The sequence below is a fragment of the Idiomarina sp. genome, assembly GCF_019431395.1.
Taxonomy (GTDB): domain Bacteria; phylum Pseudomonadota; class Gammaproteobacteria; order Enterobacterales; family Alteromonadaceae; genus Idiomarina.
In genome coordinates this window covers 1,242,216-1,260,066 of record NZ_CP080268.1, presented here as the reverse complement: position 1 = coordinate 1,260,066, position 17,851 = coordinate 1,242,216, and the positions used below count along the sequence as shown (strand labels likewise).

General features: G+C 50.0%; 25 protein-coding genes. 20 read left to right on the top strand and 5 right to left on the bottom strand.

What is annotated here, in order from left to right; genetic code table 11:
• Positions 1-3 precede the first annotated feature (3 nt).
• The 10 genes from KZ771_RS06255 to KZ771_RS06215 are packed head-to-tail and all read left to right on the top strand — an operon-like array spanning position 4 to position 6,642.
• Positions 4-510, top strand: a complete 507-nt coding sequence (locus tag KZ771_RS06255; RefSeq protein WP_133539173.1) for a hypothetical protein — start codon at positions 4-6, stop codon at positions 508-510.
• Complete coding sequence (locus KZ771_RS06250) at positions 507-695, top strand: hypothetical protein (protein ID WP_290654687.1); 189 nt, start codon at positions 507-509, stop codon at positions 693-695. Before KZ771_RS06255 ends, KZ771_RS06250 begins: the two co-directional genes overlap by 4 nt.
• Positions 692-1,411 (top strand): Flp pilus assembly protein CpaB, encoded by a 720-nt coding sequence (cpaB, locus tag KZ771_RS06245; protein ID WP_133539175.1) that lies wholly within the window; start codon positions 692-694, stop codon positions 1,409-1,411. The genes KZ771_RS06250 and cpaB overlap by 4 nt, the downstream gene beginning before the upstream one ends.
• A gap of 1 nt (position 1,412) precedes the next feature.
• Entirely contained in the window at positions 1,413-2,609 is a 1,197-nt protein-coding gene (locus tag KZ771_RS06240; protein ID WP_290654686.1) for a pilus assembly protein CpaC, read from the top strand.
• On the top strand, positions 2,602-3,816 hold the full coding sequence (locus KZ771_RS06235) for a CpaF family protein (RefSeq protein ID WP_290571306.1): 1,215 nt from the start codon (positions 2,602-2,604) through the stop codon (positions 3,814-3,816). The genes KZ771_RS06240 and KZ771_RS06235 overlap by 8 nt, the downstream gene beginning before the upstream one ends.
• Position 3,817: 1 nt before the next feature.
• Entirely contained in the window at positions 3,818-4,669 is an 852-nt protein-coding gene (locus KZ771_RS06230; RefSeq protein WP_290571304.1) for a type II secretion system F family protein, read from the top strand.
• Positions 4,669-5,460 (top strand): type II secretion system F family protein, encoded by a 792-nt coding sequence (locus tag KZ771_RS06225; RefSeq protein WP_290654685.1) that lies wholly within the window; start codon positions 4,669-4,671, stop codon positions 5,458-5,460. Before KZ771_RS06230 ends, KZ771_RS06225 begins: the two co-directional genes overlap by 1 nt.
• Positions 5,461-5,462: 2 nt before the next feature.
• The gene (locus KZ771_RS14320; RefSeq protein WP_365996649.1) at positions 5,463-5,918 is read left to right on the top strand and encodes a DUF192 domain-containing protein; all 456 of its coding nucleotides are present in this window, start codon (positions 5,463-5,465) and stop codon (positions 5,916-5,918) included.
• The gene (locus KZ771_RS06220) at positions 5,800-6,246 is read left to right on the top strand and encodes a tetratricopeptide repeat protein (protein ID WP_290654684.1); all 447 of its coding nucleotides are present in this window, start codon (positions 5,800-5,802) and stop codon (positions 6,244-6,246) included. Before KZ771_RS14320 ends, KZ771_RS06220 begins: the two co-directional genes overlap by 119 nt.
• Complete coding sequence (locus KZ771_RS06215; RefSeq protein WP_290654683.1) at positions 6,247-6,642, top strand: hypothetical protein; 396 nt, start codon at positions 6,247-6,249, stop codon at positions 6,640-6,642.
• On the opposite strand, the gene smpB is transcribed toward KZ771_RS06215, so the two are convergent.
• Positions 6,639-7,118 (bottom strand): SsrA-binding protein SmpB, encoded by a 480-nt coding sequence (gene smpB / locus KZ771_RS06210; protein WP_133539183.1) that lies wholly within the window; start codon positions 7,116-7,118, stop codon positions 6,639-6,641. The genes KZ771_RS06215 and smpB overlap by 4 nt on opposite strands.
• A gap of 107 nt (positions 7,119-7,225) precedes the next feature.
• Between smpB and KZ771_RS06205 the strand changes: the two genes are divergently transcribed.
• The 3 genes from KZ771_RS06205 to sixA are packed head-to-tail and all read left to right on the top strand — an operon-like array spanning position 7,226 to position 8,486.
• Complete coding sequence (locus KZ771_RS06205) at positions 7,226-7,657, top strand: type II toxin-antitoxin system RatA family toxin (protein ID WP_133539184.1); 432 nt, start codon at positions 7,226-7,228, stop codon at positions 7,655-7,657.
• Positions 7,657-8,001: an RnfH family protein gene (locus KZ771_RS06200; RefSeq protein ID WP_290654682.1), complete on the top strand. Its 345-nt coding sequence runs from the start codon at positions 7,657-7,659 to the stop codon at positions 7,999-8,001. The genes KZ771_RS06205 and KZ771_RS06200 overlap by 1 nt, the downstream gene beginning before the upstream one ends.
• A gap of 2 nt (positions 8,002-8,003) precedes the next feature.
• Positions 8,004-8,486, top strand: coding sequence for a phosphohistidine phosphatase SixA (gene sixA / locus KZ771_RS06195; RefSeq protein ID WP_290654681.1), 483 nt, complete (start codon positions 8,004-8,006; stop codon positions 8,484-8,486).
• Between the two features lie 12 nt (positions 8,487-8,498).
• Here the strand turns inward: sixA and smrB are convergent, their stop codons facing one another.
• The gene (gene smrB, locus KZ771_RS06190; protein WP_290654680.1) at positions 8,499-9,062 is read right to left on the bottom strand and encodes an endonuclease SmrB; all 564 of its coding nucleotides are present in this window, start codon (positions 9,060-9,062) and stop codon (positions 8,499-8,501) included.
• A gap of 83 nt (positions 9,063-9,145) precedes the next feature.
• On the opposite strand from smrB, the gene prmB reads away from it, so the two are divergent.
• From prmB to KZ771_RS06165, 5 genes are read left to right on the top strand one after another with little or no spacing between them, the layout of a single operon-like run.
• A complete protein-coding gene (gene prmB, locus KZ771_RS06185) occupies positions 9,146-10,069 on the top strand; it encodes a 50S ribosomal protein L3 N(5)-glutamine methyltransferase (RefSeq protein WP_290654679.1) in 924 nt (307 codons plus the stop codon).
• Entirely contained in the window at positions 10,059-11,150 is a 1,092-nt protein-coding gene (aroC, locus tag KZ771_RS06180) for a chorismate synthase (RefSeq protein ID WP_290571286.1), read from the top strand. The genes prmB and aroC overlap by 11 nt, the downstream gene beginning before the upstream one ends.
• Before the next feature lie 20 nt (positions 11,151-11,170).
• A complete protein-coding gene (locus KZ771_RS06175) occupies positions 11,171-11,719 on the top strand; it encodes an elongation factor P hydroxylase (RefSeq protein ID WP_290654678.1) in 549 nt (182 codons plus the stop codon).
• A gap of 17 nt (positions 11,720-11,736) precedes the next feature.
• Positions 11,737-11,868, top strand: a complete 132-nt coding sequence (locus tag KZ771_RS06170; RefSeq protein ID WP_133539191.1) for an entericidin A/B family lipoprotein — start codon at positions 11,737-11,739, stop codon at positions 11,866-11,868.
• Positions 11,868-13,007 carry an ATP-NAD kinase family protein gene (locus tag KZ771_RS06165; RefSeq protein ID WP_290654677.1) on the top strand — a complete coding sequence of 380 codons (1,140 nt, stop codon included), beginning with the start codon at positions 11,868-11,870 and terminating at the stop codon, positions 13,005-13,007. Before KZ771_RS06170 ends, KZ771_RS06165 begins: the two co-directional genes overlap by 1 nt.
• A 9-nt stretch (positions 13,008-13,016) precedes the next feature.
• Here the strand turns inward: KZ771_RS06165 and KZ771_RS06160 are convergent, their stop codons facing one another.
• The gene (locus KZ771_RS06160; RefSeq protein WP_290571279.1) at positions 13,017-13,337 is read right to left on the bottom strand and encodes a 2Fe-2S iron-sulfur cluster-binding protein; all 321 of its coding nucleotides are present in this window, start codon (positions 13,335-13,337) and stop codon (positions 13,017-13,019) included.
• Between the two features lie 84 nt (positions 13,338-13,421).
• On the opposite strand from KZ771_RS06160, the gene KZ771_RS06155 reads away from it, so the two are divergent.
• Positions 13,422-14,741, top strand: coding sequence for an NCS2 family permease (locus KZ771_RS06155; protein ID WP_133539194.1), 1,320 nt, complete (start codon positions 13,422-13,424; stop codon positions 14,739-14,741).
• 7 nt (positions 14,742-14,748) lie between these two features.
• Positions 14,749-15,234: a xanthine phosphoribosyltransferase gene (gpt, locus tag KZ771_RS06150; RefSeq protein ID WP_133539195.1), complete on the top strand. Its 486-nt coding sequence runs from the start codon at positions 14,749-14,751 to the stop codon at positions 15,232-15,234.
• Positions 15,235-15,313: 79 nt separating this feature from the next.
• On the opposite strand, the gene KZ771_RS06145 is transcribed toward gpt, so the two are convergent.
• Both KZ771_RS06145 and tsaA read right to left on the bottom strand, forming a co-directional pair.
• Positions 15,314-17,017 (bottom strand): proline--tRNA ligase, encoded by a 1,704-nt coding sequence (locus tag KZ771_RS06145; RefSeq protein WP_290654676.1) that lies wholly within the window; start codon positions 17,015-17,017, stop codon positions 15,314-15,316.
• A gap of 67 nt (positions 17,018-17,084) precedes the next feature.
• Positions 17,085-17,798 carry a tRNA (N6-threonylcarbamoyladenosine(37)-N6)-methyltransferase TrmO gene (gene tsaA, locus KZ771_RS06140; protein ID WP_290571860.1) on the bottom strand — a complete coding sequence of 238 codons (714 nt, stop codon included), beginning with the start codon at positions 17,796-17,798 and terminating at the stop codon, positions 17,085-17,087.
• Positions 17,799-17,851 lie beyond the last annotated feature (53 nt).

Genomic DNA, 17,851 nt, shown 5'->3' with positions numbered 1-17,851 from the left:
TTAATGGATTTGCCCAATGGACTGGATCAGTGGCAATGGCAGCAGATACCCATACAGGTGTTAGGCCAGCAAACTGCTTATCAGCTGACTCAACCTGAACAACCTGACTGGCAGCAACTTAATCGGTGGTACCCGGACTGTACTGATGCCAGGCTGAACAATTACTGGGTATGCGTTATTGGCGATACGACCTGGAGTTTTTTTGAGTTTGAGCAGCAGCGTTGGGTGCTGATGCCGGTGGTTATACCCAAGGTTAGCCGCGAATCAGCTCTACCCCTGGGGCTGGATATACTGAGTCAGTCGCAGAGTAATGGTTATCGCATAACCGTTTATTTCAGTAACAAGCCATACAACCTATTACAACGACAATTACGCTTTCGGTTAGCGCAACTTATAGCGCGGGTAGAGACCCTCGAGCAAGAAGATGATCTCTGGATCCTCGAGGGCGAACATGGCCGGTTAGTGTTTAGCCGTCATGAAAACTGGACCTTTGTGACGTTAATGCAATGAAGCGTCAGGGCGGTCAGGCAACGGTCGAATGGTTAATTATCAGTGTTACCGCACTGAGTATTCTATGGTTCGCGGAACAACAATGGCAGTTGATGGAACAACTGCGCGAATGGGGTGAGGCGATGATTGAACACTACCATTTTATCTTTAACTACTTAGCACTATTGCCAGGGAGCGGTGTGTGAAGACCAAATTTAAATGGATAATTATCCTGGTCATCAGTTTGGTGATGACTGCTATCACATTGTTGTTTCTGCAAAAGTACTTATCAGAAGAGACCGAACGCCGGTTAGCCGAAGCAGAACCGGAAGGCATTAAAATTGTCGTTTTTGCGCGGGCTCTGGCGGCTGATACGACCGTGTCTGCTGAGGTACTGGCATTACGCGAATTTCCTGAACACTTGATAAGCCAACAGTGGCTTCAGCAACACCAGCTCGCACCGTTTATCGGGCAGAGCCTGCGTTATGCAGTTGACGCGGGTGAACCCCTGACCCAGGCGATGTTAATCAACACGCAGTTTAACGGTTTGAGTCGGCAGTTGCCCGAGGGCTTTTATGCAGTAACGCTAACCGCCAGTGAGGTGACACTGCACAATGGCTTACTGGCGGTTGGTGATTCTGTAGATGTTATCTTCAAAGAAACAACGATGTCAGGTGAAGCCAAACAACATAGCTTTAGTGCTGTTGAAGTATTTAGCTTAGGTGGTAATGGCGGATCGGGCAATTATGCCGCAAATAATATTACCCTGCTGATCCCTGCCAGTGATATTGCGGATTTCACCCGCTATCAAAAAGATGAATATGCGCTATGGGTACGACCCAGCGAGATGGCGGAAGATACCGAACACTGGCGACCCACGTTACCCGCATCAAGAATACTGCAGTGGCAGGGAGGGCAATAACATGCGCAGTTTCTATATCGCCTGGCTGCTGGTTATAACTGTTCTGGCCCCATCCGTTGCCCTCGCGCAACAACAAATTAAGTTGTTGGCTGAGCAATCGACTCTGGTCGACGTGGCTGCAAATACGCAAATCATGGTCGGTGACAACAGCAAAGTCGCAGCGCGGTTGGTGACGCCGACTCAATTATTGTTAAAAGCACTGCAGCCGGGGTATACCGATGTCTGGCTAATTAATAATTCGCCGCAGCGCTTATTGGTAACAGTCGAGCAGCCTATCGACAAAAAACTTTTGCTGGAGCTGGATGGGCTAAAAGCTGCGGATAAACAGTTGGCAACAGTCATTACCGATAACTTTGTGGTAGCAACAGGAGAGGTTGAAGAACTTACCCGGCAACGACTGCAATTAATGGCTGAGGAATACCCACAATTGTTAGAACAGTCGCAGAGCAAACCCAGTGACAGCCCGATGCTCAGGTTGCGGGTAAAAATTCTTGAGATAAAACAACAGCAATTAAAAGAGCTCGGAATTGAATGGCAAAGTGCGACCGCAGGACCGGCCGCCTCAACGGCAATACAGGGGACTTTTTCCTGGTCGGCACAGATGGCTTCGACGCTCAACTTGCTGCAAACACAGGGGCACGCAAAGCTGCTTGCCAGCCCGACATTGTCAGCACAAAGCGGTGAAAGCGCGACATTTTTGGCCGGAGGGGAAATTCCGATTCCGCAGGTATTGGCGCAGGGTATGCAGGACGTCACGTTCAGATCGTATGGCGTTAAGCTGAACATTGCTCCGGAAATTACCGCCACGGGTAAGATCAAAACCCAGTTGAGTGCCGAAGTGAGTAATCTTGACCCTGCCGTCAGCGTTAATGGTGTACCTGGCATTTTGACGCGGCGTACAGATTCGGTATTTCTCGCGGATGACAACGATACCCTGGTTCTATCCGGTCTAATGAGTCATGAACATAGTCGCAGCGAAGGGCAAACGCCGGCCTTAGGTGATTTGCCGGTTATCGGTCAATTGTTTAAATCCAGCGAGTTACGTGAACAGCAAACGGAACTTGTCATCATGGTGACGGCAGAGCGTCTGGCTTCGGCACAGCAGCGTTTACAGGAGAAAAGCCAACGGCTCGAACAACAAACAAGCTGGCTAAGCGAAGCAGGGTGTGTGGGCTTACAGGAGGTAACCTATGAATGAGATGAAACAGCAGTTACAACAGCAGTTGCGAATGCATTTGGATCAGCGCAACGCCGGTGTGGATGACCTAACCGATGATGCGTTACGCGTGCACGCCACGACCTATCTTAAAGGACAGCTCGGCAATAACGATGAGCATCACTATTTGATTCGCGAGGTCGTTGATGAAGCGATTGGTCTGGGTCCGTTGGAGCCGTTGCTAATGGATAGCGATATTTCTGAGATCATGGTTAATCGTTACGATCGGATTTTTATTGAAAAATCGGGTCAATTGCAAAACGCCGGCATTCAGTTTAGTAGTGAACAGGCGTTGCGCCGCGCTATAGACCGTATTGTACTGCCGCTGGGGCGGCATGTGGATGACGCGTCACCTATGGTTGATGCGCGCTTAAAAGACGGCTCGCGAGTTAACGCGGTCATTACGCCGCTGGCGCTAAAAGGTAGCTGTGTCACCATCCGTAAATTTTCGGCTAAACCCTTAACGCTGGATGATCTCATTAATTCCGGTTCACTAAGCGAGAAAGCAGCGAGATTTTTAACCCTGGCGGTTGAGTGTCGGCAAAATATTATTGTATCCGGCGGCACGGGAACCGGTAAAACAACCTTGCTTAATACGCTTTCCAGTCGCATCCCTAGTGGCGAACGAGTAATTACCATAGAAGATGCTGCGGAATTGCAACTAACTCACGAAAACCTAATTAGTCTGGAGGCGCGCCCGAAGAACCAAGAGGGGCAGGGGGCAGTTGGTATTCGCGAGTTGGTTATTAATGCCCTGCGGATGCGCCCGGATCGATTGGTGGTTGGCGAATGTCGGGGCGCCGAAGCGCTGGATATGCTGCAAGCGATGAACACCGGTCATGCCGGCTCGCTCAGCACTGTGCATGCAAACACCGCGCGCGACGCGTTGCGGCGGCTGGAGGTTATGGTATTAATGGGTGGAATTGAGTTACCGGTGGTTGCCATCCGTCAGCAGGTTGCCAGTGCGGTCGATATTATCGTACAGATAGCGCGTTTATCTGATGGCAAACGTGTGGTCATGAGTATAAACGAAGTGACCGGCTTAGATGGTGACACCCTTCAGGTGGCTTCGTTATTTGAGCGCAGTCGAAAGGGTGAGGCTCTGACCAGTTGCCAGACACTCTGCCAGTTTGCTCAACAACAAACTGACGAGGTACAGGCTCAGTTACTCGACTGCTTGGTTAACTGACGTGATATTGCAGCTGCTGGTTGCCTTTTGCCTGTTGTTAAGCACGGTTTTTTGGTGTTCGTTGCTGATTCAATTTAACAGGCAGCGCATAAAAAAACTGGAAGGCACGCTGGAATCCAATACCCAACGTTCTTTGCAAGAGTTCTTCCTGTTTTTGCCGGCTACTATTTTAGTGCGCTTGTATCTATCCCTTTGCGTTATGGCGCCTCTGATGGGGTGGCTATTGGGAGACTGGTTGAGTGCGCTGAGCTGTTTTGTGGTGGTGCTAATTGCCCCACCTGTTGCCTTTAAATGGTTACTAAAGCGTCGCTATCGGGCATTACAAAAGCAGTTGCCACCAATGTTAGTGACGTTAAGTAATCAACTTCGCAGCGGTATTAGTATGGCTAACGGCATCAATGGCTTAAAAGGCGAAATTCCTGCGCCACTGGGGCAAGAGGTTAACGAAGTTCTGCGTCAGGTAAAACTTGGCCAGGACTTAGAGCAGGCGCTGTTGGGGTGGCAGCAGCGAGTGCCCATTTTTTCGGTAAAGATGGTGGTGCAGTCTTTAATTCTGGGCTTTCGCAGCGGCGGTCAGCAATCTGAGCTGCTGATGCGCTTAGCAGAAAACTTGCAAAAGCAAGAGCATATCAGAGAACGACAGGCGACCCTGTCATCGCAGGCAAAGATGCAAGCGAGAGTACTGGTGTTAATGCCGATCGCACTATTCTTTTTGCTACGCAGTATGAAGCCGGATCACATCGCTATGCTTACCGGAACCTTAGTTGGGCAACTGATGTTGGTGGCAGCCGGTGTATTGATGATCATCGGTGGCTGGATGATGAAAAAAATCCTCAATACGGATGACTTCTGATGTTAGTTATTGTTTTTCCATTGGTCTTTATATGCCTGCTGTTACTCACTTATTTATTGTGGAAACTATGGATTTGGCTGGCGCTGGTGCCAAAGCTGGATCGTTTAAGCGAAGCGGTATGGCGTAGGTTACCGACAAAACTGATGACAAAATTGAGTCGCTTGTTTGATAGCGAGGGGCACCGATCGAATCTGCATCGAACCATGAGTTTGTGGGTGGTTGCGTTGCTGGGTTGCGCTGTGCTGAGTGTTACTACTGGTCAGGTGCTGTGGGTTTTTGGCTGTTTACTGGGGTTGCTGTTGCAGGTGAGCAGAAACCAGAACCGATTTAAGCTAAAGCAACAGGCAATCGTTAAGGAACTCCCCGATTTTTGTGACCTTTTAGCGATGATGATTGCAGCGGGCATCCCTTTGATTCCGGCAATGGCGCGTGTATCAAGCGCTTGCGAAGGGGGACGTCTGGCCAGCGAAATAGCCCGTGCTAATGCGCAGCTACGTCAGGGCGTACCATTTAACGAAGCATTGCAACGGCTGGCAGACCGTTATCGACTGGCATTACTGAACGAGTGGACAGGGCTGTTAATTCAGGGACATCAGCAGGGCAGTAGCCTGGTCACCACGTTAAGGTTTCACTCGTTGCAAATGCGACAGCAGTTGCTTAACGAGGCAGAAAAGCGCGCACAGGAAGCTCCCGTTAAATTGCTGTTTCCGTTAATGACCTGCTTTTTTCCAGTGAATTTTTTAGTGATCTTAGGCCCTATCGTATTGCAGCTTAGTGAAGGTGGACTGTAATCATGTCACAAATTATCCTGTTACCTCATGTCTACCTGATGACTACCTTTCGACAGCGCTTATGGGGATTGATTAATGAGCCTGAACCGGCAGCGTCTCAGGGCTATTGGTTTCCGCGCTGCCGCAGTATCCATACCTTTGGAATGAAGGCGCCAATCGATGTTATTGGACTTGATGCAGAGCATCGTATCAGGCAAGTGGAAAGGCACGTATGTCCAAACCAGGTTCGGTATTTTTCTGGGTGCGAGAGTATTCTGGAATTGACCTCTTTTAGCCCCTGGCCGTTTCAGTGCTGGCGGGGTAAACCTTTAACTTTTATTCGGCAGGGAGCGCCAACAAATGACTCGGACTCAAAAATTCAACTACCTGACTTTGCTATTGCCATTGCTACTGATTGTTGGTTGTCAGGCGACGGTTCAGCAGTATCAACAGCAACAACAGACCTATCAGGCAGCTAAAGACTGGTATCTGAGCGGTGATTTGCTGGCTGCGGAGCAGCAACTGAATCAGCTGCATTCACGCCAGCTACACAGCTTACAAAGCTGGCGACTCATGGGTAACATCCAGTTCCGTCAACAACGCCTTGATGCGGCAGAAAACGCTTATCGACAGGCACTGTCGCTGGCACCCAACGATAAATTTAGTTGGCATAACCTGACCTTGGTTAAGTTAAGGCAAACCACCAACACGTTGATGCAGGCGCGCAGTGAACTAGGGCAATTAGATCGAACTAACGATGAGCTGTTGCGTAACCTGCTGCGCCTGCAGCGAGTGCAGCTGCAATAAATGACGAGGATGTCACGACAACGCGGGTTTGTGCTGGTCAGTTTAACCTTATTCAGTTTGCTTTTAGCTGCTCAATGGCTGCACATTGCGATGCAGCAACGTCAGCTACAGTGGCTGGCACTAATGAACTTTACTGACGGAATTGTCGACCGCCGAAATTTAATACGATCGTTGGCTATGCAACTGGAGCGAATGCCGAATGTACAGGAACTAGAGTTGAGCCAGCAAGCTAGCGGTATTGTGTGGTCTTTTGCTATTGACGATACAACCGCCGATTCGCTGCGTTGGCGGTTGTTTATACCCCGCCGATCTTGGGCAGAGAGAATAGTGGGACGCAGTGGCGGCGAGATAGACGGTAGTTTTTGGGTTAGTACCGAAACCTCGCCGATAACCTAGCGTACGGAATGTTTCATGATGCGCGACTTTTGCCGCTGCCAATCGCGTTCTTTTATCGTGTCACGCTTGTCATGTGACTTTTTACCTTTGGCCAGCCAACACTCGATTTTTACCCAGGGGCCTCGCCAATACATCGCTGTTGCAACGATCGAATAGCCTTCACGCTCAGCAGCGCCGATGAGTTTATCGAGCTCTTTGCGCTTTAATAATAGCTTGCGGCTACGATCAGGCTCGCAATAAACATGGCTTGATGCCTGATTCAACGGTTGAATTTCGGCCCCCAGCAAATAAGCTTCGCCATCTTTGATAATGACGTAGCTATCGCGAATGTTAGCTTTGCCGGCGCGGATACTTTTGACTTCCCATCCTTGTAAACTCACTCCCGCCTCAAACTTTTCTTCAAGAAAATATTCGTGGCGCGCTTTTTTGTTTAACGCGATGGTGCCGCTGGATTGTTGTGGTTTATTTTTACTCATGGGCGCTATTATACTCATGATTCGCTAAAAGAAAATTGCTTTCAGGACTAGAAAGGCTGACAGATTGCGTTATTATTGCGCAAACCGAATTTGGCAGTAGGAAAATCATGCCCAGAATCGAGAAAAGCGCGTTGGTTTCGTACAGTGCGCAACAAATGTTTGATTTAGTCAATGATATAGAATCTTATCCGCAATTTGTCCCCGGTTGCGTTGCGTCACGTGTTAGAGAACAGGGTGACGACTACAAAGTCGCGACGTTGGATATCAGCAAGGCGGGGATTCGTAAGAGCTTTACTACCCGTAATCAGCTGCTGCCGCCTGAGCGCATTGATATGCAGTTGGTCGACGGGCCGTTTAAACAGCTCGGTGGGGGCTGGACGTTTGTGCCATTAGCTGATGACGCCTGCAAGATTCAGTTCGAGCTGGACTTTGAGTTCTCGAGTCGGTTGCTGGGCATGGCATTTGGTAAGATTTTTAGTGAAATAACTGGACGTATGGTTGATGCGTTTGTGCAACGCGCTAAACAGGTGTATAGCTAATGCTGACGGTAGAAGTCGCCTACGCGACACCGGATAAACAGTTAATTCTGACGGTGCAGGTGGCTGCAGGTACCACCGTTGAGCAATGTATTGAGCAGTCCGGAATTAAATCACATTTTGCTGATATCGACTTAACGCAGCAAAAGGTCGGTATCTGGAATAAGGCAAGTAAACTTGATGCGACACCGCGCGACGGCGATCGTATCGAGATTTACCGCCCCTTAATTGCCGACCCTAAGGCAGTCAGGAAACGTCGTGCTGAACGAGCCAAAGAAGAAGGTCGTGCGGACAAAGTGACCGGCGGCAGACCCGACGCCAAACGTCGGCAACGAAGTAAGGAGTAGTCATGCGGTTATACATCATGCGTCATGGTCATGCCGTGTTACCGTTATCAGCCAGTGCCGACAGTGATCGCAGACTGACACCCGAGGGTGAGCAGGAAGTAGCAACGACGTCGCAATGGCTGGCAGAACAGGCCGGCGAATTAGACGCTTGCCTTATCAGCCCTTACATCCGCGCCCAGCAAACCGGCACTGTTGCCATGGGCCGCATCAAAACCCGACAACGTAATAATCTGCATGAATTAACGCCTGACTCAGAGCCGAGCCTGGCGTTAGCGGCTATTGCAGCCGAAATCGAAGCCAATGATTACCAGCAGGTGCTGGTAGTTTCTCATATGCCATTAGTGAGCTACCTGGTACACGAGATCGACCGTAACAAGCAGCCGCCAATTTTCCCGACAGCGGCTATCGCTGTGATGGAGTTTGATCCTCATACCCAACGCGGGCAGTTTGAGCAATTAATGGTTGCTGAGCGTTGTGCCGGTTAAATCTGACGGCGGCTAGTCGTCACGTTGGAGCAAAACGATAATTGCAGCATCTCCGCCCCATTCTTTGGGCGCCTGATGGAAAGCCCGCAAACGTGGATATTGTATTAGCCAATGCGGAACCTGGTGCTTCAATTTACCACTACCATGGCCATGCATAATGCAGCAGCATTCGATTAGCTGTTGCTCGCAGGCTTTAAGCATGGCCGCGAGCTCCTGCTTGGCCGCTGCAAGCGTTAAACCGTGCAAGTCTAGCAACATGTCGGGAGCATAGTCACCACGACGCAGTTGTTTAAGTAGGTAGTGTGATTCGCCTTCAGCAATGTACTTAACCGTGCCGTCTTCTATATAGCCCTTAAATTCATCCGAAAAAAAGTCGCTGGCCGCGCGGCTGGTTTGCGCCTCAGGATGAGCTTTGGCCTGCTGTTGCTTGCGCTTAACCTTGTCCTTTGCCGGCAGCGGCTCGATGGTGTCATTGGCAAGTGTCTGAGTACCCTTTACGGCGTCACGGAATAGTGCACTATCTTCCGCCTCGATAGCCGCGTTGTTCATTTTATTGGATGATTTAAACCTGCTCATGGTAGATGATTCTATGGCCTTTTTCAGTTACCCTAATATGCTAACACATAAACCCACTGAACAAGTTAATCGTGGAGACAGCGTTGAGCCCATCAACTATTGAAAACGCCTTGCAGGATCTGCACAGCATCGACGATTTATTACGCTGGAGTGTCAGCCAGATGCTGTCACAACAGCTCTTCTTTGGTCATGGTAATGCCAATGCTGTGGAAGAAGCGCGCGCATTACTCGGTCACGTCACGCAGCTTACACCAGACGAGTTACTCGATGCCCGCCACTGCCGTTTGACCCGCGACGAAAAGGCCGCCTATCTGGCGCTGCTGAAACAACGTATTGAACAGCGTAAACCAGCTGCTTACCTAACTCATCAAGCCTGGTTTGCGGGTCTGCCATTTTACGTTGACGAACGGGTATTGGTGCCTCGCTCGCCCATCGCCGAATTGATCGAAACAGGTTTTCAACCCTGGTTGCAACATCAGCCTCAGCGTATTCTGGATTTGTGCACCGGTAGTGGCTGCATTGCCATCGCTTGCGCCTATGCCTTCCCGGAAGCGCAAATTGATGCCGCTGATTTGTCGGCCGATGCGCTCGCGGTAGCCGAACAGAATATCGAACAACACGGCTTGCAACAGCAAGTCGTGCCGTTGCAATCTGACTTGTTCAACAACTTAACCGGTGAACGCTACGACTTGATAGTAACCAATCCGCCCTACGTGGATGCAGACGATATGGCTGACCTTCCCGACGAATACCGGCATGAACCGGAGTTAGGTTTGGCAGCGGGTAATGATGGTCTGGAGCTGGTCGATAAGATGTTGTTGCAGGCCGCTGATTATCTGACCGACAACGGTTTGTTAATCTGCGAGGTGGGCAACTCAATGCCGGCGTTGAATGATAAATATCCTGACACCGGTTTTGTCTGGGTAGAGTTCGAACGCGGTGGTGATGGTGTTTTTGTTTTGTCACGCCAACAGTTAGTCGAGCATCGGAGTCGTTATGGCAGGTAGTAGCTGGGGTGAATTGTTTCGGGTCAGTACCTTTGGCGAAAGTCATGGCGCTGCGCTGGGGGCTGTGGTTGATGGCTGTCCGCCGGGGCTGGCATTAACCGAAGCCGATATACAACAAGCGCTGGATCGCAGAAAACCCGGCTCAAACCGCTATACCACCGCTCGCCGCGAAGCCGACCAGGTGGAAATTTTATCCGGGGTATTTGAAGGCAAAACTACCGGCACACCGATAGGGTTATTAATTCGCAATACTGACCAACGAAGCCAGGATTACTCTAATATCAAAGACTCATTTCGTCCGGGCCATGCCGATTATACCTATCAGCACAAGTACGGTGTGAGAGACTATCGCGGCGGCGGACGGTCATCGGCGCGCGAGACCGCGATGCGGGTGGCTGCCGGCGCCATTGCGGCGAAGTTACTGAGTCAGTTAGGCGTTACCATCCGTGCCGGGCTGGTGCAAATGGGTACCGTTACCGCACAGCAGCTGGACTGGAACGAAGTGCATAATAACGATTTCTTCAGCCCGTGTAAGTTAGCAGTAGAACATTACGACCAATTAATACGCCAGCTCCGCAAAGAAGGGGACTCGATTGGTGCCAGGATTCACCTGCAGGCAACAGGGTTACCGCCGGGCTGGGGTGAGCCGGTGTTTGATCGGCTCGACGCGGATCTGGCTAAAGCCCTGATGAGCATTAACGCCGCCAAAGCGGTATCGATAGGGGATGGTTTTGATGTTGTTAATCAGCGTGGCAGTGAACATCGCGACGAAATGACGCCTGACGGTTTCCGCTCTAATCATGCCGGTGGTGTGTTAGGTGGTATCAGCACCGGACAGGCGCTAACCGCGGACGTTGCGTTTAAACCTACGTCAAGCATTAGTGTTTCCGGTGATACCATCAATCGCCACGGCGAAGCTGAAGCGATCGTTACTAAAGGCCGCCATGACCCTTGCGTAGGTATCCGGGCAGTGCCTATTGTGGAAGCGATGACCGCGTTAGTGTTGGTTGACCATTGGCTACGCCAGCGCGCACAGAATGCCGACGTGAGCCCGAATACACCCAATATTATGGCACCATAGGTTGCTGCGTCAGGGTAGTAATGATGACTAAACAGCATCACTATCAGCAGTTAATTGATGTTTTTAATCAGTGCTTCGAAAACACCGAAAACACAATTTTAGTCGCCGGCGAAGACGAACCCTATTATTGCCCTGCAGGTCAGCAGCATGCTCATCACCGGGTTGTTTTTGCGCATGGTTTTTATGCTTCTGCGCTGCATGAAATTAGTCACTGGTGCATAGCCGGGCGGGTGCGGCGACAGATTTTTGATTATGGTTATTGGTACGAACCCGACGGCCGCGATGAGAGGCAGCAGCAGGCATTTGAACAGGTAGAGCGCAAGCCGCAGGCGCTGGAATGGTTGTTTTCGTTATGTGCGGGCACGAATTTTCAGGTCAGCGTTGATAATTTATCGGGAATTGAAGTAGACCGTGCGGCCTTTACAGCGGCTGTAAAAGATCAACTTTTGCGTTTTTACCGTACTAAAATACCGACACGTGCGGAAGTTTTCGCAAAAGCACTCTGTCACTACTACAACAGACCATGGCCTACATTGGACAAGGTTGAGCAACTATCCACGCAAGTTTAGTTACAAGGAGAGACACTATGTTACGTCGTAGTTTAATGGTACTGATGATGTTCGGTTTAGCCAGCTGTGCCACCATCGAGGGGGCGGGTGAAGATATTGAGTCTGCAGGTGAAGCGATTCAGGAAGAAGCCGAGGAAAATAACGAATAATGTCAAAAAGCCGTTTAGTTGTCGGTTTAATCATTAACCCATTTGCTGGCCTTGGGGGCGCTGTAGCTCTCAAGGGCAGTGATGGCAAAGAAACCCGCGAAAGAGCATTGGCACTGGGTGCAGAGCCCAGAGCTCAGCAGCGCGTGCAGCAGGCGTTAACGCTGTTAAAACCCTATGCTGATCAGATCCAGTTCGTTACCTGTGCAGGAGCCATGGGCGCGGATACGTTAGCGCAACTGGGCTTTGATTTTAGTATTGCTTACACCCCAAACGGCGATGAATCGAGCGCTGAGGATACTCAGCAGGCTGTTGATGCACTGCAACAACAGGCTATCGATCTGTTGTTGTTTGCCGGCGGCGATGGCACCGCGAGAGACGTTTTTAAAGCGATAGATGAGCAGCAGCTGGTGCTGGGTATACCCGCCGGCGTTAAAATCCACTCCGGTGTTTATGCGGTTAGCCCCAAAGCCGCCGGGCGTGTAGTCGAGCGCGTCATAAACGGTCAGTTATCGAGTTTAAAACATGCCGATGTCATGGATATCGACGAGGAGTTGTTCCGCCGGGGCAAGGTTAAAGCACGACGCTTTGGCGAGATGTTGATACCCGCAGAACTCGAGTATGTGCAAGCGGTAAAAATGGGGGGCGTTGAGAGTGACGAATTGGTACTGGCTGATATTGCTGCCGAAATTATTGAGCGCACCGATGATCACTACCTGGTAATGGGCTCCGGCTCCACGGTGGCAGCAATAATGGAAGACATGGGACTCGATAATACCCTGTTAGGGGTGGATTGGGTGCATAACGAAACTGTGCTGGCTAATGATCTCACTGAAAACGAACTGTTTGAAAAAGTGTCAGCTCAGGCGCCGGGAACAATAAAACTAGTGATCACGGTTATTGGTGGACAGGGGCATATTCTGGGGCGTGGTAATCAACAGCTGAGTGCGCGTATTTTGCGTCACATTGGCCGTGAAAATGTCTGGCTGGTCGCCACCAAAGCCAAGCTGGAAGCATTAAAGGGCAGACCCTTATTAATAGATTCCGGTGATGAACAACTAGACCAGGAATGGTCAGGCTTAATTGCTGTTATCACCGGCTATCACGATGAAGTGCTGGTGCGTTTGCAGAGTATTGACTAACCAGTCTGTTTAAAACTGAGACTTGGGTAAGTGTACAACCAGTCCGTCGAGTGCATCAGTCATTTCTATTTGGCAGCTCAGGCGGCTGTTGTCTTTTGGCTCCATCGCCATATCAAGCATGTCTTCTTCCTGCTCAGATGCAGGTTCTAGCTTGTCCATCCATTTTTCGTCAACATAGCAGTGACAGGTAGCGCAGGACAAAACCCCGCCGCATTCGCCCACGATCCCGTCAATAAAGTTGTCGACGGCAGTTTCCATTACGTTACTACCCACTTCAGCTTCTGCTTCAAATTGATTGCCATCAGCATCGATAAAATAAACAGTCGGCATAATGCTCTCTTTCGTTCAAAGTTTGGGCTCGATAGGATAGAATACGCCGCTTCTTATGACAACGCCATTTTATGGGAATCGTTCATGAAGCAATCGGATCCGTCAAATAACCTACTCGAGCGGCTGTTCAAAATTAACGCGCAGGGTAGTTCTGTTAAGTCCGAGGTTATTGGGGGTATCACGACCTTCTTAACCATGGCCTACATTATTTTTGTGAACCCGTCGATTTTAAGTGAAACCGGTATGGACTATGGTGCCGTGTTTGTGGCCACCTGTCTGGCGGCGGCTATAGGTTGCCTGATCATGGGACTATGGGCTAACTATCCAGTCGCATTGGCGCCGGGTATGGGGTTAAACGCCTTTTTTACCTACACGGTGGTGTTTGGCATGGGCTATACCTGGCAAACGGCTCTGGGAGCGGTGTTTTTCTCCGGTATTATCTTCTTTCTGTTATCGGCGTTTCGCGTCAGGGAGTGGATTATAAAATCTATTCCAACCACGCTGCGACTAGCAATTGCGGCCGGTATCGGTGCGTTTCTTGCGCTAATTGGTCTAAAAAACGCCAACATAATTGTAGCCAGCGACGCAACCATGGTGGCGTTGGGAGATTTGGGCGATACCTCGGTACTGCTGGCTGCGGCCGGCTTCTTTCTGATTATTGGTTTGGTTGCGCGGCAGATCCAGGGCGCAGCCTTGATTAGCATCTTGCTAATATCGGCCATTGCGTTGATGTTGGGACTGGTCGACTATGAGGGCATTGTCTCGATGCCACCATCGCTGGCCCCAACCTTTATGCAAATGGATATTGCTGCGGCTTTCGATTTAGGCATGTTGTCAGTTATTTTTGCGTTCCTGTTTGTCGACTTGTTTGATACCTCAGGGACCTTGCTGGCGGTGGCGCAACGCGCCGGGATCGCCAAAGCTGATGGCCATATGCCGCGCCTGGAGAAAGCGTTAATGGCAGACAGTACCGCGACGGTAGCCGGCTCGGTGATGGGGACATCGACGACAACTAGTTATATCGAGTCTGCAGCCGGTGTTGCATCAGGCGGTAAAACCGGATTGGCAGCGGTAACTGTTGGTATTTTATTTTTGCTGGCGATGTTTTTTGCGCCTTTAGCGGGCATGATACCGCCCTATGCAACAGCCGGTGCGATCATTTATGTCGCGGTATTGATGTTGTTTACCCTTAAAGACGTGCAGTGGGAAGATATTACCGAAGCTGCGCCGGTAGCGGTTGTGTTATTGATGACACCGTTAACCTATTCTATCGCCGATGGTATCGCATTAGGTTTTATTAGTTACGTCGTGGTAAAATTCTTAGCTGGCCGCTACCGGGAACTTAACCCCAGTGTGGTGGTTTTAGGCTTACTGTTTATCGCTAAATTCATTTGGTTAGGATAAGAATATTATGGGATGGCACTCAAATAGAGAATTTTTCGTTTCCTGGGAAGAACTGCATCGCGCCACCAAAGAGCTGGCACATCGCCAGTTACCGGCAGAGCAGTACAAGGGCGTTATTGCAGTTAGCCGCGGCGGCCTGGTTCCGGGTGCTATCATCGCACGGGAATTAAACTTACGTACGGTTGATTGTGTCTCGGTAAGTTCTTATGACCATAATGAACAACGCGATGACCTGAACGTATTAAAAGACGTGACCGCAACCAACGACGGTGAAGGTTTTCTGGTTGTTGATGACCTGGTCGATACCGGTAATACATTAAAGTTTTTACGTCAACGGTTGCCTAAAGCCAAGTTCATTACAGTCTATGCAAAGCCCGCGGGTATTGACTTAGTTGATGACTATGTTGCTGACTTAGAACAAGACACCTGGATTCATTTTCCGTGGGACATGCACTTGCACTATGTTGAGCCACTTGCCGGGCAAGAGAGTTAAGCCGAAAGATTTTGATAAAAAAACGGAGCCATCAGGCTCCGTTTTTATTTGCGCATTATTTTCGCATTGTTAGGCTAAATTACGCGAGTTGTTGTTGCAGATGAGAAACAACGTCATCAATGCTTAATTTAACCTTGTCACCGCCTTTGCGTGACTGATACTCAACCATCCCTTCATCCAGGTTACGTTCGCCAATAACGATTTGATGAGGGATACCCACCAGCTCCATATCGGTAAACATAACGCCGGGACGCTCTTTACGGTCATCGAATAACACATCGATACCAGCGTCTTGCAAGGCTGCGTATAGCTTCTCGGTCGTTTCCTGAACACGAGCTGACTTGTGCATATTCATGGGGATCAACACGGCCTGGAATGGCGCCAAATTATCCGGCCACTGAATACCACGGTCATCATGGTGTTGCTCAATTGCCGCCGCCACGATACGCGATACGCCAATACCGTAACAGCCCATGGTGAGAGTTTCGTGTTTGCCGGTTTCTGACAATACACCAACCTTCATCGCGTCACTGTATTTTTTACCGAGCTGGAATATATGACCGACTTCGATACCGCGGGCAATTTTAAGCTGACCCTGACCACAGGGGCTGGGGTCGCCCTCAACCACGTTACGCAGATCGGCAACTTCGCTCAACGACGCATCGCGTTGCCAGTTAACACCGGTTAACCAGACACCGTTTTCGCCGGCGCCACAGGCGAAATCAGCCAGGTTTGCCGCCGAGTGGTCAGCTATAACAAGGCCGTCAAATTGGGTTGGCCCGGTAAATACACTGTGCACACCAGTTAGCTTATGGTTGTCGAGCAAATTAATTGGGCTGGCCACTGCCGGGTGCTTTTCGGCTTTAATGGTATTGAGTTCGTGATCGGCACGAACAACTAACAACACATACTCTGCTTCGACGTTATCGCTGGCTTGTGCGACAACGCATTTTACCGCCTGTTGAGCATCCACTGACAAAGGTTGCAACAATGCCGCAAGATCATCACCTTTTACATCGTGACGCTGCAGCTCCATAGTCGGCGCAGCGCGTTCAGTTGTCGGCGCTAACGCCTCCGCCATTTCGACATTGGCAGCGTAATCCGATTGGTCTGAAAACGCGATAGCATCTTCGCCGGAGCTGGCTAATACGTGAAACTCGTGCGATGAGTGACCACCGATAGAACCGGTGTCTGCGATAACAGGTCGGTAATCCAGTCCCAGCCGCTCAAAAATACGACAATAAGCCTGATACATTTGATCGTAAGCTTGTTGTAACGATTCTTGCGTTAAATGAAACGAGTAGGCATCCTTCATCACAAACTCCCGCGCGCGCATCACGCCAAAGCGGGGTCTAATTTCGTCACGGAACTTGGTTTGTATTTGGAATAGAGTCAATGGTAGCTGTTTATAGCTGCTGATTTCTTTGCGCACCAGTTCACTGATTATTTCTTCGTGTGTTGGCCCCAGCAAAAAGTCGCGTTGGTGGCGATCTTTCAGACGCAGCAATTCCGGACCGTAGTCTTCCCAGCGACCTGATTCCTGCCATAAGTCTGCCGGCTGTACCATCGGCATCAGAATTTCCAGCGCATTAACGGCTTCCATTTCTTCGCGTACGACTTTCTCTACTTTACGCAGCACGCGTAAACCACTGGGCGTCCAGGTATATAAACCCGATGCCACTTTACGGATCATGCCCGCACGAAGCATCAATTGATGGCTGATGATCTCCGCATCAGACGGGGTTTCCTTTAGGGTAGACAGTAAATATTGGCTGCTGCGCATGATGTCTTAGTCTCGTTTTATTTAACCCGAAAAAATTAGGCCGAAGTTTAACAGTGTCTGCCGCTTGTCAAAAGTCTTTTTGCTGACGTATTTCGGTTATTGTCAGGCATTGGCCGGTAACGTACCAGTTAAGTTCAAGATCATACAGCTGACTGACGTAATGTCGCTCAGGTTGTTTGCTGGCATGGTAAGCAGGGCGGGGGTCCTGGCGAAGAACCTCAATGATAACCTGGCGCAGGTTTTGATAGTGTTCAGACTTTGCCGCATTGCTGGTTAGCTCATCAATAAAGGCTTCTGCTATTGCACTAAAACAGACCTCAAGCTGGTTGGGTTCATCGCCGGCAAACGCACTACTTGCTTCGGGTATCGCGTCGACGTAAGGAACATAAGGCTTGATGTCCACGATGGGAGTTTGGTCGAGCAGATCAGCACCTGATACAACCAACTTTACTTGCGGTTTAACGACAACATCGACAAGTTTTACTACCGACATACCCAGGTTATTCGGCCGAAAGGGCGACCGCGTCGCAAATACGCCCAACTGCTTGTTGCCGCCCAAACGGGGTGGCCGAACACGTTCACGCCATTGGTGGCTGCGGTGCTGGTTAAACTCAAATATTAGCCACAAGTGAGAGTACTGTTGTATGCCCTCGATACTGGCAGCATGGTCAAAGTCACCGACAAACGACACGGTGCTGATAACAGAGGGCGCTAATCCCGGTTGTCTGGGAATACTAAACTTGTCGGTAAAGGGTGATGTTATTAACGCTATAGGTTGCACAATATTGTCCATTAACGGATTAAAGTAAAATTTCGCTTTTTTCGCTAGATAAT

What these genes read in the sequence shown, in the direction of transcription:
- KZ771_RS06215 (WP_290654683.1), top strand. Translation starts at nt 6,247, where the DNA reads ATGACGAGGATGTCACGACAACGCGGGTTTGTGCTGGTCAGTTTAACC.
- KZ771_RS06200 (WP_290654682.1), top strand. Translation starts at nt 7,657, where the DNA reads ATGCTGACGGTAGAAGTCGCCTACGCGACACCGGATAAACAGTTAATT.
- KZ771_RS06250 (WP_290654687.1), top strand. Translation starts at nt 507, where the DNA reads ATGAAGCGTCAGGGCGGTCAGGCAACGGTCGAATGGTTAATTATCAGT.
- aroC (WP_290571286.1), top strand. Translation starts at nt 10,059, where the DNA reads ATGGCAGGTAGTAGCTGGGGTGAATTGTTTCGGGTCAGTACCTTTGGC.
- KZ771_RS06235 (WP_290571306.1), top strand. Translation starts at nt 2,602, where the DNA reads ATGAATGAGATGAAACAGCAGTTACAACAGCAGTTGCGAATGCATTTG.
- KZ771_RS06175 (WP_290654678.1), top strand. Translation starts at nt 11,171, where the DNA reads ATGATGACTAAACAGCATCACTATCAGCAGTTAATTGATGTTTTTAAT.
- KZ771_RS06145 (WP_290654676.1), bottom strand. Translation starts at nt 17,017, where the DNA reads ATGCGCAGCAGCCAATATTTACTGTCTACCCTAAAGGAAACCCCGTCT.
- sixA (WP_290654681.1), top strand. Translation starts at nt 8,004, where the DNA reads ATGCGGTTATACATCATGCGTCATGGTCATGCCGTGTTACCGTTATCA.
- KZ771_RS06170 (WP_133539191.1), top strand. Translation starts at nt 11,737, where the DNA reads ATGTTACGTCGTAGTTTAATGGTACTGATGATGTTCGGTTTAGCCAGC.
- KZ771_RS06155 (WP_133539194.1), top strand. Translation starts at nt 13,422, where the DNA reads ATGAAGCAATCGGATCCGTCAAATAACCTACTCGAGCGGCTGTTCAAA.
- KZ771_RS06255 (WP_133539173.1), top strand. Translation starts at nt 4, where the DNA reads ATGGATTTGCCCAATGGACTGGATCAGTGGCAATGGCAGCAGATACCC.
- KZ771_RS14320 (WP_365996649.1), top strand. Translation starts at nt 5,463, where the DNA reads ATGTCACAAATTATCCTGTTACCTCATGTCTACCTGATGACTACCTTT.
- KZ771_RS06240 (WP_290654686.1), top strand. Translation starts at nt 1,413, where the DNA reads ATGCGCAGTTTCTATATCGCCTGGCTGCTGGTTATAACTGTTCTGGCC.
- KZ771_RS06220 (WP_290654684.1), top strand. Translation starts at nt 5,800, where the DNA reads ATGACTCGGACTCAAAAATTCAACTACCTGACTTTGCTATTGCCATTG.
- gpt (WP_133539195.1), top strand. Translation starts at nt 14,749, where the DNA reads ATGGGATGGCACTCAAATAGAGAATTTTTCGTTTCCTGGGAAGAACTG.
- smrB (WP_290654680.1), bottom strand. Translation starts at nt 9,062, where the DNA reads ATGAGCAGGTTTAAATCATCCAATAAAATGAACAACGCGGCTATCGAG.
- KZ771_RS06160 (WP_290571279.1), bottom strand. Translation starts at nt 13,337, where the DNA reads ATGCCGACTGTTTATTTTATCGATGCTGATGGCAATCAATTTGAAGCA.
- KZ771_RS06165 (WP_290654677.1), top strand. Translation starts at nt 11,868, where the DNA reads ATGTCAAAAAGCCGTTTAGTTGTCGGTTTAATCATTAACCCATTTGCT.
- KZ771_RS06205 (WP_133539184.1), top strand. Translation starts at nt 7,226, where the DNA reads ATGCCCAGAATCGAGAAAAGCGCGTTGGTTTCGTACAGTGCGCAACAA.
- KZ771_RS06225 (WP_290654685.1), top strand. Translation starts at nt 4,669, where the DNA reads ATGTTAGTTATTGTTTTTCCATTGGTCTTTATATGCCTGCTGTTACTC.
- smpB (WP_133539183.1), bottom strand. Translation starts at nt 7,118, where the DNA reads ATGAGTAAAAATAAACCACAACAATCCAGCGGCACCATCGCGTTAAAC.